8 protein-coding genes are annotated in these 12,661 nt (G+C 62.6%); 3 read left to right on the top strand and 5 right to left on the bottom strand.

The window, feature by feature from the left end:
• Positions 1-114 precede the first annotated feature (114 nt).
• Positions 115-3,573 (bottom strand): adenylate/guanylate cyclase domain-containing protein, encoded by a 3,459-nt coding sequence (locus PQR42_RS25735; protein ID WP_408389716.1) that lies wholly within the window; start codon positions 3,571-3,573, stop codon positions 115-117.
• Between the two features lie 314 nt (positions 3,574-3,887).
• Here PQR42_RS25735 and PQR42_RS25730 point away from each other — a divergent pair, with 314 nt between their 5' ends.
• From PQR42_RS25730 to PQR42_RS25720, 3 genes are all read left to right on the top strand, one after another.
• Complete coding sequence (locus tag PQR42_RS25730; protein ID WP_408493933.1) at positions 3,888-5,588, top strand: 3-(methylthio)propionyl-CoA ligase; 1,701 nt, start codon at positions 3,888-3,890, stop codon at positions 5,586-5,588.
• A gap of 227 nt (positions 5,589-5,815) precedes the next feature.
• Positions 5,816-6,301 (top strand): adenosine-specific kinase, encoded by a 486-nt coding sequence (locus PQR42_RS25725; RefSeq protein WP_408389720.1) that lies wholly within the window; start codon positions 5,816-5,818, stop codon positions 6,299-6,301.
• Positions 6,302-6,350: 49 nt separating this feature from the next.
• A complete protein-coding gene (locus PQR42_RS25720) occupies positions 6,351-7,274 on the top strand; it encodes an ATP adenylyltransferase family protein (protein WP_408389722.1) in 924 nt (307 codons plus the stop codon).
• A gap of 70 nt (positions 7,275-7,344) precedes the next feature.
• On the opposite strand, the gene PQR42_RS25715 is transcribed toward PQR42_RS25720, so the two are convergent.
• The 4 genes from PQR42_RS25715 to PQR42_RS25700 form a co-directional block, all read right to left on the bottom strand.
• On the bottom strand, positions 7,345-8,157 hold the full coding sequence (locus PQR42_RS25715; RefSeq protein WP_408493931.1) for an MBL fold metallo-hydrolase: 813 nt from the start codon (positions 8,155-8,157) through the stop codon (positions 7,345-7,347).
• Positions 8,158-8,335: 178 nt separating this feature from the next.
• Positions 8,336-10,327, bottom strand: coding sequence for a sigma-54-dependent Fis family transcriptional regulator (locus PQR42_RS25710; RefSeq protein WP_408209002.1), 1,992 nt, complete (start codon positions 10,325-10,327; stop codon positions 8,336-8,338).
• Positions 10,328-10,682: 355 nt separating this feature from the next.
• Positions 10,683-10,889 carry a hypothetical protein gene (locus tag PQR42_RS25705; protein WP_408389726.1) on the bottom strand — a complete coding sequence of 69 codons (207 nt, stop codon included), beginning with the start codon at positions 10,887-10,889 and terminating at the stop codon, positions 10,683-10,685.
• Between the two features lie 98 nt (positions 10,890-10,987).
• On the bottom strand, positions 10,988-12,625 hold the full coding sequence (locus PQR42_RS25700; RefSeq protein ID WP_408389728.1) for a molecular chaperone GroEL: 1,638 nt from the start codon (positions 12,623-12,625) through the stop codon (positions 10,988-10,990).
• Positions 12,626-12,661 lie beyond the last annotated feature (36 nt).

Genomic DNA, 12,661 nt, shown 5'->3' with positions numbered 1-12,661 from the left:
GTCTCCTCGCCTCACTGCGGATCGGTAGCACGCGCCCGGCGCAGTGCGCCGGTCAATCACGCGCCGTGCAGCAGCACGCCGATGCGCGAGTCAGCGCCATCGATCTTCGATCGTTCACCTCTCGCACAACGCCAACGCATCGAGCAAGGCTTTCGCCTCTCGCATGTCGGCCGTGTCAAAGCCTTCTGCCAGGCTGCCGTACACCTCGGACAACGCCTGACGAGCGTCGGCCGTTTTGCCCTGGCATTGCCACAGACGGGCGAGGCTCGATACGGCCCGCAATTCGAACGACCTGGCGCCCTGACGGCGGGCCACTGTGATCGCCTGATGAAAGCAGGCCTCGGCTTCTTCCGCGCGGCTGGCATCGCCGATACGATCGCTCGACGCGCCGAGCAGCAGATGCCCCTTGATCCGATGCAACTCCGCCTCGTAGCAGTGCTCGCCTGAACGGCTCACCATCGCCATCGCTTCGTCGATCGCGCCGAGGCCCGCGTCCGTCTCGCCCGCTTGCCGGTAGCTGTCGGCAAGCAGCGCTAAAAAGTACGAGTAGCCCATTTCCGCCCCAGTCGCCCGGTAGCCGGCCAAGCCCTCGCGTATCTGCGCAATCCCCTCCTGGAGGCTTCCCTGCTGGTTCAGCACCCAGCCGCGCAGAATCGTTCCCCACGCAAGCCAGAACGGCATCCCCTGCTCGGCCGCGAGCGACATGACGGCCTCCGCGTACTGGCGGGTCAGCGTCGCCTCGCCGCGAAACTGATGCAGTTGCGCCGTGTAGGTCAACGTCAGTGCCAAGGTCGAGCCGCCGGTATATTTCCGGCCCAGTGCAAGCCCCTCCTGACTCCGCTTGCTTGACTGATCGGGGTATCCCTGATGCCACAAGGTCCAGGCGATAAAGTTCAGGGCGCGCACGCCCGGATCGATCACGTGGTCGTAGACCCGCTCCTCGTGCCTTTCCTGGAGATAGAAAACCAGAGCTTGCTCCTGGTGGACACGGGCAGCGGCGAGATCGCCCTGGAAGAACCGGCTTGCCCCGAGCGCAAGATGCGCCTCCACGAGCCAGGCCGGTTTGCCGAGCTGGCGTCCCATGCGCAGCAGCCGTTCTCCCAGCTCGATCACGGTACGGTACTCCGCGCGCAGCTGGTAATAAGTCCTCAGTCCCAGTTGCACCGGGAAGATCTTCGATGTCTCGCCGATCCGTTCGCACAACGCCAGCGCGCGCGTGTACGCCGCCACGACCTCTGGCGCGCCGTAGCCGCGGACGGCCATCAAGGCGGGCCCCAGCGAAAGCAGCAGCGTCAGTTCCTGCTGGGCGCGTTCGGGCGTGTCAGGCAAATGCTCGAGCAATTCTCGCGCCGCGCCGAGATGACGCATCGCGTCCAGATGGGCGGAATGCTCGAGCGCCTGTTGCCCAGTGCGGTGCAGGTATTCCACGGCCTTCGGGACATTGCCGCTCAGCCGGTAGTGATGCGCCAATTCGCTCCAGTAATCCGCGATACGGGTGGAGAACAGCGCCTCGATGGCCTGCGCCGCACGCTCATGCAACGCGCTACGGCGCTCTGTCAGCAGCGAGCGGCCGGCGACTTCCTGGGTCAGCGCGTGCTTGAACGAATACTCGACCTCCGGAAACGCGGGACGCTCGTAGATGAATTCCGCGGCCTCCAGCCGGGCCAGCAGCTCCCGCAACGCGTCATCGGCCGGGGCGCCCGGCCCGTCGCAGATGTGCTGGACCAGACTGAACGAAAACTCCTTGCCGAGGACGGCAAGTGCCTGCAGCAAGTCCTTCTCCGCGACAGGCAGCCGGTCGATGCGGGCGGCGAGCACACCCTGCACGGTGGTCGGAATATGCAACGCAGCCGGCGTATGCTCGATCCGGAAACGGCCGGGTTCACCGAGCAGCGATTTCTCCTCGACCAGCGTCTGGACGACTTCCTCCATGAAGAAGGGGTTGCCCTCCGTCTTCTCAAGGATGAGCTGTTTGAGCGGCATGAGGGTGGGATCGTCCCCAAGCAGCGCCGAGAGCAATCCCTGGGCCTCCGCCGGGCCCAGCGGTTCGAGTCGCAACTGGCTGCAATGGCCCGCGCGTTCCCAGACCGGCTGATACTCCGGCCGGTAGTTCACGAGGAGCAGGATCCGTGAATTCGCCACGCGGTCGATGAGGCTCAAGAGAAACGCTTCAGTCTCGCGGTCCAGCCATTGCAGATCCTCGAACAACAACTCGATCGGCTGATCGCGGCTTTCCCGTGTCAGAAGTTCGATAATCGCGTCAATGGTCCGGTCACGCCGGATCTGCGGATCCATTTCCGCGAGCGCCGATCCTCGCTCGCCGATGCCAAGCAGGTAGAGAAGGTAAGGCACGAGATCCTCGAAGCTTCGCTCGAGGGTCAACGCCTTGCCCGTGACCTTTTCCCGACACTGCCGCTCGTCGTCCCGAGCGGTGATCTGGAAATAGTTCTTCAATAGCTCGATGAGCGGCAAATAGGCGAAGGCCTTGCCGTGCGAAACCGAAAATGTCTCCAGCAACACACGGTTGCCCTGAGAGCGCTCCTTGAACTCATGGAACAGGCGCGACTTCCCGACCCCGGCCTCGCCTGCCACCGCAACGACCTGCCCGCGTCCCTCTTTTGCCTGCTCCAGCGCCGCATGCAAATGGTCCAGTTCGATCTGGCGGCCGACGAATCGGGCAAGGCCGCGATATGCCGACAGTTGCAGGCGCGTGCGCAACGCGCCGGGACCCAATACCTCATACACGACGAGTGGTTCGGGGACCCCTTTGACCTGCGTGGCCCCGAGCGCCTTGAACTCAAAATAGCCCGTGGCGAGTTTGTGCGTCGATTCGCTCACCAGAATCGAAGATGGGGCGGCGATCCCTTCCATCCGGGACGCAATGTGGATCGTGTGTCCGACCGGGTCGTAGTCGGTGTGCAGATCGTCTGTGCGGATCGAACGCACGACGACCTCACCGGTGTGGATACCGACGCGAATTTGCAGCGGAATCCCTTTTTCCAGACGAATCCTGTCCCCGTGGCGGCGCATCGCATGCTGCATCCGCAGCGCCGCATACAGCGCGCGCTGCGGATGGTCCTCATGGGCGATGGGCGCGCCGAACAACGCCAGGATGCCGTCGCCAAGCGATTTGGCGACATAGCCCTCGTAGTAGTGGACAGCTTCCATCATCAGCGCGACGACTGGCTCGATCAGGCGCTGGGCTTCTTCCGGGTCCAGGTCGTGAACCAATGCCGTGGACCCCGCCATGTCGGCAAATAGCGCCGTGACGGTCTTGCGCTCGCCGGCGATCTCGCCGCGGGCTTCCATGGCCACCTGCTCGGCGCGGATGCGCTCGGCAAGGTGGTGTGGCGTGTAATGGACAGGCGCCGGGGACGGCTCCGAAACGGACCGGGACGGCAGGGACGCCCCTGCGGGCCCATCAGTCAGCGGCGCGCCGCACTCGCTGCAGAACTTCGCGGAAGACCCCGCCGCTTGCCCACAGCGCGGACATGTGCGTGCCAGCACGACGCGGCATGCTTCACAGAAGCTGGCCCCAGCGGGATTCTCGAATCCGCAGTTTGTGCAGCGCATACGATCCCTTCCCTTGTCCGGTGCCTGCTTCTAAACATTAGGCGCAGGACCCGTTTGCGACAAGAGCGCCCTCCAGACCGTCTCGTTAATTAGCCGACTAAAGGGCTTCTTCCAGGATGGCGCCATCGAGGCTGGCAATATTCCCGTTAGCCATTTGCAACAGGTCTGGGGCTAGCCTATCTTGAATCACTGAACAGGATTGCTGCGTGGGTTAAGTCAGAGGCCAATAGAAGCATCAGCCGGTCCATTCGAGCACAGAGCGTCAGCCTTCGAGTGCCAAAGGGAAGCGTTGAGAACAGCAGGGAGACGCGGCTATGACAACACCGCTGCATGGACAGATGATGGACGTGCCGCTGACGGTTTCTTCGTTGCTGGCGCATGCGTCACGCTACTTCGGCACGACGGAGATCGTGTCGAAGCGCGTCGAGGGCGACGTGCATCGCTACACGTATCGCGATTGCGAGCGGCGCGCGAAGCAACTGGCGCAGGCGCTCATCGCACTTGGCGTCGAAGCGGGTGAGCGAATCGGCACGCTCGCATGGAACGGCTACCGGCACCTGGAAACGTACTACGGCACGACAGGCTTCGGCGCCGTCTGCCACACGATCAATCCGCGGCTCTTTCCCGACCAGATTGCCTATATCGTCAATCACGCCGACGACAGCTATGTGCTGTTCGACATCACGTTCGCGCCGCTCGTCGACACGCTTGCGCCACAATGCCCGAACGTGCGCGGCTGGATTGCGATGACGGACGAAGCGCATATGCCGCGCATGTCGACGGACGTATCGTGCTACGAAGCGTTGCTCACGGGGAACGACGGTCACTTCGACTGGCCGCGCATCGACGAGCGAAGCGCATCGAATCTTTGCTACACGTCGGGCACGACGGGCAATCCGAAGGGCGCGCTGTATTCGCATCGCTCCACTGTGCTGCATGCGTTAGGCGCATCGCTTCCCGATGCGATGCGCCTGTCCGCGCGCGATTCCGTGCTGCCCGTCGTGCCGATGTTCCATGTGAACGCGTGGGGTATTCCGCACGCCGCGCCATTGACTGGCGCGAAGCTGGTGTTCCCCGGCAAGGACCTCGACGGCAAGTCGCTCTACGAGTTGATGGAAGCCGAGCGCGTCACGTGTTCGGCGGGCGTGCCGACCGTGTGGCTCGGGCTGCTCAACTACGTGCGCGAAGCGGGCGTGCGGTTCTCGTCGCTGGAGCGCACGATAATCGGCGGCTCGGCGTGCCCGCCCGCGATGCTCAGGATGTTCAAGGAAGACTATGGCGTCGAGGCCATCCATGGGTGGGGCATGACGGAGATGTCGCCGCTCGGTACGCTATCAAGACTCAACTGCGAGCAGATGCAGCGCTCGCCGGACGAGCAACGCAGGCTGCTCGAGAAGCAGGGACATGTGATCTATGGCGTCGACATGAAGATCGTTGGCGACGGCGGGCGCGAATTGCCGTGGGACGGCGTCGCGTTCGGCGATCTGCATGTGCGCGGGCCGTGGGTGATCGACCGCTATTTCCGCCACGATACGTCGCCGCTCGTCGACGGCTGGTTTCCGACGGGTGACGTTGCCACGATCGATCGCGACGGCTTCATGCGCATCACCGATCGCAGCAAGGACCTGATCAAGTCCGGCTGCGAGTGGATCAGTTCGATCGACATCGAGAACGTGGCGGTCGCCCATCCCGCGGTGGCGGAAGCGGCGTGTATTGCCTGCGCGCATCCCATGTGGGCAGAGCGGCCGCTGCTGGTGGTCGTCAAGCGTCCCGATACCGATGTGACCCAGGACGAGTTACGTGGATTCTACGAAGGCAAGGTCGCCAGGTGGTGGATTCCTGACGACGTCGTCTTCGTCGACGAGCTGCCGCACACCGCGACCGGGAAGCTGCACAAGCTGAAGCTGCGCGAGCAGTTCCGCGATTACATATTGCCGTCGGCACGCAAAGTTCAGAACTGTCCGCTGACCGATCGCGTGACGGCGGGCTCCGGGTCAACGCCTGTACCCGAATGATTGAAAAACCGGATGCACCGCGCCAGACACGAATGCCGACGGGTAACGAGAAAACAGAAGGCTCGCGAGACCTCATCGGCGAACAGTGCTTCCGCTGACGAACGGTTAGTACTAGCCTAGAAGATGAGGTAAAGCGGTGGACCGGCTGGCGCAAATCGCCGAAGTCACAATTGCCGGTCATCTGTGCGTCTTTACCGCTGTGCTGCCGCAACGGAGCGAGGTCCGATATGCAATTGTCCGCCGTCACAATCGTCAAGCCCGAAACGACCAACTTTATCCTCGGGCAAACCCATTTCATCAAATCCGTCGAGGATATTCACGAGGCAATGGTTGGCACCGTGCCCGGCATCAAGTTCGGCCTGGCGTTCTGCGAGGCTTCCGGCAAGCGCCTCGTGCGCCGCTCCGGCACCGACGAGGGCCTGGTCGAGATGGCTTGCAAAAACGCAATGAGCGTCGCCGCGGGCCACAGCTTCTTTGTCTTTCTGGGGGACGGCTTTTTTCCGGTCAACGTGCTGAACGCGATCAAGGCGGTGCCCGAGGTATGCCGGATCTTCTGTGCGACAGCGAATCCTGTCGAGGTGTTGATCGCGGAAACGGACCAGGGCCGTGGCATCGTCGGCGTGATTGATGGATTCTCGCCGCTCGGCGTCGAAAGCGAGGAAGACGTGCAATGGCGCAAGGATCTGTTGCGCACGATCGGTTACAAGCTTTAGCGGCAATCGATGATCGCGCCCAATGACGAACGTCTCTCCCCAACGAACCATGGAAAATCGACGCCTTTCACCGGGAACCCTGTGGCCTGCCATGCTGCGCCAGACCGCGCACGCGCTGCGCTGCGGCGCGCTGCAACAGATCGACACCTTCCAGGCGGTGATCGAAAGCGGCGGCATCCGTTTTGTCGTGCGGCAGGTCTCGAGCCTGATCCACAAGGAGCAGCAGAGCCGGCAAACGCGAGAGCTTCATGGAGGGGAGCGTCCCTCGGTGAATCCATTCCTACCGTACGAGCAGGATCTCTTTGTCGCGGATATCTCTGACACGCATCTGGCTTTGCTCAACAAGTTCAATGTGATCGACAATCATCTGCTGATCGTTACCCGTGATTTCGAATCGCAGGACGCGCTGCTCAACCTGGCCGACTTCGAGTCGCTGATTGCCTGTATGGCCGAGTTCGACGGCATTGGTTTCTACAATGCAGGCGCTGCCGCGGGCGCGAGTCAGGCGCACAAGCATCTGCAAATCATACCGTTGCCGCTCGGCGACTCTGAACCGCCGGTCCCCGTTGAGTCCATTCTCGCAACCACGCTCCCCGATGGTCTGCCGCAATGCGTACCAGGCCTGCCATTCCGGCATGCATTCGCGCGCCTCGAAGCCGGCGCGGCGATCTCCGTGGATGCGGCGCAATCGGTCCTCTCCTGCTACCGTGCATTGCTCGAAGCCGTCGACGTCCGGGCGGTCGAGGCCGACGGTGAACTTCGTCAATCGGCGCCGTACAACCTGCTCGTTACACGCCGATGGATGCTGCTCGTGCCGAGATTGGAAGAGCGTGTCGAGGGCGTATCGATCAACGCATTGGGATTCGCCGGATCGCTTTTCGTGCGCGACGCGGCGCAGATGGAAGTAATCGAACGGCTCGGCCCGATGGCCGCGCTGCAGCGAGTCGCGCTGCCAGCGGCCGGTCTGCGATAGTGCGTCGATGCGGCTGTGTGAGATGCACGCTCCGGACGACCGGCTTCGGCGCGGCGGACCCGGCCAACGGTCAGGCGCGTTTAGCCAGATAGGCATCGACCAACTCGATCAGTCGTTCCCGCCCGAAGCTCGCGTCGTGTCCAGCGTGGACCACTTGCACGGGCAATTCACGCAAGCGTTTCATCGTGCGCACATAAGTCGGAATGTCAGCACCGCCTATCTCATCCAGCAGCGGGCCATCGTAGATCGCATCGCCCGAGAACAGTGTGCCGGATGCCGCTTCCCATAGGCCGATGCTGCCCGGTGAGTGGCCGGGTAGATGCAGGACTTCAAAATGCCGGTTGCCGAGATCGATGATGTTCCCTTCCTTGACGATTTCCGTGACGGTTGCGGCACGCACGCGATAGTCGGACATCGAGTAATCAGCACTGGGAAGGGCCGTGATCAGATCGCCGTCGAATGGATAACCTGCTTCGCGATACCGGCGAATTGCTTCGGCACCCAATACCGACGCCAGAAGGGTGCCTGACTCACGCGGCGAGCGCAGGTTGTCTGCCTCCAACTCGTGAACCAGCGTGTGCTCGAACTCATGATGTCCGCCGATATGATCCGAGTGCGTATGCGTGGCAACAGCGGTGACGTCCTTCTGCAGCAGATGCCTGGCTGCATCCTGCAAACTGACGATACCCATTCCTGTGTCGATCATCAGGTCCCGGTCGCGGCCGCGCACATGCCAGATATTGCAGCGCATCAGCGGCACGACGTGGGGTTCCCAAAGCAGGGTAATTTCGTCACTGATGCGTTTGAGTTCGAACCATCGGTCGGCAATCGGTAATTTGGTCATGTGGGGTCGCTCATGGTAAGAGCTGTTACTTTGACACATTCGGCATCGCACTTCGGGAGCGTTGAGACTGGCATCGTCGATTTGGTGCGCAGGGCATAACAACCACTCGCCGGAGCAGCCTATCGAAGCTTCCAAGTTTCAACGGTCATCCTTAAGTCCGCGTCGACCAGTTGAATCCGTACCCATGAGCAGCCGATGCACAGATGTCCGCACAACCTCATTCCTTTCCCGCCGGTTTGACGATACCTTCCAACTGATAAAGCTCGATCTTGCGATAAAGGGTACTGCGCGAAACGCCCAAGGCGCGGGCGGCCTGCGCAAGGTTGCCGTGCGCATTGTGCACCGCGCGTGCAATGGCCAAACGCTCCGTTTCCTCGAGACTCGCCCCCTCGTCCCGCAGCAACGGTACGGCCCCGGACGTCGCGATTTCATCGAGCAACTCGGCAGGCAGATCATCGAACGACACAACGGGATCGCCGGACGTCAAAAGCATATTCTCGATCACGTTGCGCATTTCCCTTACGTTGCCCGGCCACGAATAGGCGCGCAACACCGCCATGATCTCCGCGCTCAGTTGGCGTTCGGGGACTCCGTGGCGCAAGGCAAGCTTCCGGTTAAAGTGCTCGACGAGCAGATCGATATCAATGTCCCGTTCACGCAGCGGCGGAATACGTATGCGCGTAACACTGATCCGGTAATACAGATCGCGGCGAAAGTGACCGGACTCGACCTCTTCGCGCAGGTTACGGTTGGTCATCGCCAGCAGACGCACATCGACGCGCCGCGGCTGCGTGTCGCCAAGCCGGTAGATGATGCCTTCTTCCAGTACACGCAACAGGACAGGTTGCAGCTCGAGCGGCATCTCACCGATCTCGTCGAGACAGAGCGTCCCACCATGAGCCAGCTCGAAACGGCCGGCCCGCCCTTCCGTTGTCGCGCCAGTAAAAGCGCCGCGCACGTGACCAAATAACTCGCTGGCAATCAGTTCTTTCGACGCCGCTCCGCAGTTATATGCGACGAACGGGCCGCCTCCGCCTTCTTCGCCATGAATTGCGCGCGCGAACAGTTCCTTGCCAACCCCTGTCTCGCCCTCGATCAGTACCGGTACGCGCCTGCTGGCAAGTTGGCGCCCACGATTGACGGCAGCCAGCATCGCCGCACTTCGCCCCTGGATCTGCGCGAAGCAGTTGCGCAGCGGATCAGCCTCTCCGCTGCGCTCCGCGACGCGCGCATGCATGGGCCGGGTTCGCGCGGGCACGACCAGCATCGCGCCAATCGTGTTGCCGTCGACAACGACAGGATTGAACCAGTCGGCGTGCAACCCTGCGGGCAAATGCTGCGTCCAGTCCTCCACGGCGGAAGTCTCGCTCATCCCCGGGAAACGCTCGCCGATGCCGACCGGCAATGCGACTTTGCCCGTGGTATGCACGAGCCGGCCACTGCGGTCTATCGCAACCATGCCGGTCGCATCCGACGACGACAAGCGTTGCAGACAAAAGGCCAACAAACGCATATGCTCGCGCGCGGCCTGCTCGGCGAGCACCATTTCGATCTGGCGCGCCGCGGTCACGGCCAGCGTGAGGTTGTTGATCTGATAGGTGGAAGGCGGTCCGGAAATATCGAGCACACCGATCACCGCTCCAGTGCCCGGTTCGCAAATCGGCGCCGCCGCGCAACTCCATGACTTGATGCCTTCACAGAAGTGTTCGGAACCGTGGATATAGGTCGGCTCGCGGGTCGCCAGCGCGGTGCCGATACCATTGGTGCCGGCTCTGCCCTCGCCCCAGTCGCCACCGATCGTCAAATGGATTTTTTCGCCCGCCGCCCGCGTGCGCAAATCGCCGGCAGCTTTAAGAATCACGCCGTCCTGGTTCGTGAGCAGCAGGATTGAATGTGAATCGGCGAAAAGGTCGGCCGTGACCGTGAACAGGCGGTCGGCCGCTGCCAGCAGGTCGCGATGGCGCCAGCACAGCGCCGCCACCTCGTCGCCGTGCACCGCGATCGGCGCCGAGACCGCAGTCGGACTGACGCCGGACTGCAAGCTGCGTTGCCATGAGTCGATGAGCGCCGGGGGAGCGGACGTCGACGGCTCGCCCGCCAGAAAACGCTCCCACGCGAGCATCGTACCCCGGTCGGAATGACGGAGATTGGCGCGCTGCGCGTTGGCCACGATGCTGCGCATCGCGGCCTGATCACCTAGACCCAACATGCTGCCAATCTGATGTCTCCTCGCCACAACTTTCCTCCTGGGCGATGGGTTAACGCGGAACCGGGCTCTGCGGCTGGCTTCGTCTTGACTAGCTAGGATGTTATGGCTGGGCGTATCGGGTGGGGCTTCTATTATTCAAACCCAGCAGCTAACGCGCGTGCAGTATAGCCCTGGATTTTCAACATGTCTTTTGGGGGAAACACGGTCAGCGCACTGGATCGCGCCCCTTTCTTAGCGTCCTTTGTCGTACCCCTGAATTCGTCACGCACGTTCGCCGAATGCGATCATCCATGCGTGCGCTCTCCGTCCCGCCGCAATTCGCAAGAGCGAGCGCCCAAGCAAGCACGCATGTCGATCACACCATTGCTTTAATGATCGCACCGGCGACGCCGCGTAAAAACGGCGCGATCGTTGCGCTTACATCGTTGACCAGAATACCTGTCCCACACAGCGTGATGCTCCCGCCCAGTGTGAGCTTGAGCAGGCGCGTCGGAGGCATCGCGCGAAGATACCGGGCAGTCATCGCAATTGCGCTGAAGTGGCGGGCCATTCCTGTAGCCATCGTTCGTCTCCTTCTACCGGTGGCCGCCTGGTTCGTGCGGCAGCGGCCGAGCTGTGCCGGTCCCCGCTACGGAGACCGGCTATGTCGATCTCACGCGTCTATTGGCGGCCGAGCAGTTCGGCGCCTGCGCCTAGCGCCGGTCCGGCGGTCGGATCGATCGTCTCCGGCTTCTTGGCGATCAGCGTCTGGGTGGTGAGAATCAGCCCCGCTACGGATGCCGCATTGCGCACCGCGCTGTAGCTGACCTTGACCGGATCGATGATGCCGGCCTCGACGAGATTGACGAATGCGCCGCTACGCGCGTCGAGACCCATGCCAGGTTCCGCCCGCACCGCTTCGCTTACGATGGCCGCGCCGTCGAGGCCGCAATTCGTCGCGATGTGAAAGAGCGGCTTCGCCAACGCACGCTGCAAGAGCCGTGCGCCTTGCTGCACGCTGCCGTGGCTACGGGCAATGACGCCCTCCAGGTCGGACGAGACCCGCAACAAGGCCATGCCGCCGCCCGGCACGACGCCTTCGGCAATCGCCGCGCGCGCCGCGTGAATCGCATCGTCGATCAGATGCAGTCGACGTTTCTGTTCGACCGGCGTCGCGCCACCCGCGAGAATCAGCGCGGTGCCGCCCGACAGTTTTGCAAGGCGCACCTGAAACTTGTCGCGCTCGACGTTCTCCGGCGCCATCTCATACTGGCGCGCCACCTGCTGACGGCGCGCCGCCACCGCCGACGGATCGCCGCCGCCGGCCGTGATGATGGTCTGGTTCGACGAAATGCGCACCTGCCGCGCGCTACCGAGGTCGCGCAATTCTGTGGCTTCCAGCTTCCCGCCCAGGTCGCGGGCAACGACCTTGCCGCCTGTGACGATTGCGATGTCCTCGAGCATCGCCTTGCGCCAGTGTCCGTACTCCGGTGGATGAATCGCCGCCACAGGCATGCCGCCGTTGTCGCGCCATGCGAGCAGCGTCATCACACAGGCCGGCGCCACCTCCTCGGCAATGATCAGCAGCGGACGTTTGCTCCGAGTCGCCAATGCCTGAAGCGCCGCGACTTCTTCCTGCGATTGCAGCCGCTGGTCGGTCATCAGAATGAGCGGGTTATCCAGCACCACCTGCATTCTCTCGATGTCCGTCACCATGTGGTGTGACAGGTAGCCACGATCGAAAGCCATCCCGTCCACCACCTCCAGACGGGTTTCGACTGTGGTGCCGTATTCCACGTCGACAATCCCATCGGCGCCCACCCGCTCCAATGCTTCGGCAACCAGCTTTCCGGTGAATTCGTCGTTGGCTGCCACCACCGCCACGGCGCGCACTTCGTCGCCGCTGCGCAGGGGCGTCGCAGCGCGCTTGAGCGCGTCGATTGCCTCGTTGACGGCCAGTTCCAGACCTTGCACCAGTTCGACAGGGTTGGCGCCTTGCGCGAGGCAGGCGAGGCCGTCCTGGACCAATGCGTCGGCCAGAACGGTGGCGGTGGTCGTACCGTCTCCGGCGACTTCGTTGGTTTGCTTGGACACCTCGCGCACGACTTGCGCACCGATATTCTCGAAGGGATCTTCGAGTTCGATCTCGTTGGCAATGCTGACACCGTCGCGCGAGATGATCGGCGTGCCGATTGGCCGGTCGATGATCGCGTTCATTCCGCGCGGACCGAGCGTGCCTCGCACTGCCTTGGCCAGTTTCGCAACACCTCGACCTAGCGCCATGCGCGCGTCGTCGTCATGCAACATGATATTCGGCATGATCCTGCTCCTCCTGATCCGGTTGGTTCGGATTGC

It is taken from the genome of Paraburkholderia sediminicola, from assembly GCF_046027355.1.
Lineage (GTDB): Bacteria > Pseudomonadota > Gammaproteobacteria > Burkholderiales > Burkholderiaceae > Paraburkholderia > Paraburkholderia sediminicola_B.
Note: the sequence above shows the minus strand (reverse complement) of the source record. Positions and strands in the feature narration are given on the sequence as shown.

Excerpts from the sequence above, each read along its gene's own strand:
- PQR42_RS25715 (WP_408493931.1), bottom strand. The coding sequence starts at position 8,157 with ATGTGTCAAAGTAACAGCTCTTACCATGAGCGACCCCACATGACCAAA.
- PQR42_RS25720 (WP_408389722.1), top strand. The coding sequence starts at position 6,351 with ATGGAAAATCGACGCCTTTCACCGGGAACCCTGTGGCCTGCCATGCTG.
- PQR42_RS25710 (WP_408209002.1), bottom strand. The coding sequence starts at position 10,327 with ATGTTGGGTCTAGGTGATCAGGCCGCGATGCGCAGCATCGTGGCCAAC.
- PQR42_RS25725 (WP_408389720.1), top strand. The coding sequence starts at position 5,816 with ATGCAATTGTCCGCCGTCACAATCGTCAAGCCCGAAACGACCAACTTT.
- PQR42_RS25735 (WP_408389716.1), bottom strand. The coding sequence starts at position 3,573 with ATGCGCTGCACAAACTGCGGATTCGAGAATCCCGCTGGGGCCAGCTTC.
- PQR42_RS25730 (WP_408493933.1), top strand. The coding sequence starts at position 3,888 with ATGACAACACCGCTGCATGGACAGATGATGGACGTGCCGCTGACGGTT.
- PQR42_RS25700 (WP_408389728.1), bottom strand. The coding sequence starts at position 12,625 with ATGCCGAATATCATGTTGCATGACGACGACGCGCGCATGGCGCTAGGT.
- PQR42_RS25705 (WP_408389726.1), bottom strand. The coding sequence starts at position 10,889 with ATGGCTACAGGAATGGCCCGCCACTTCAGCGCAATTGCGATGACTGCC.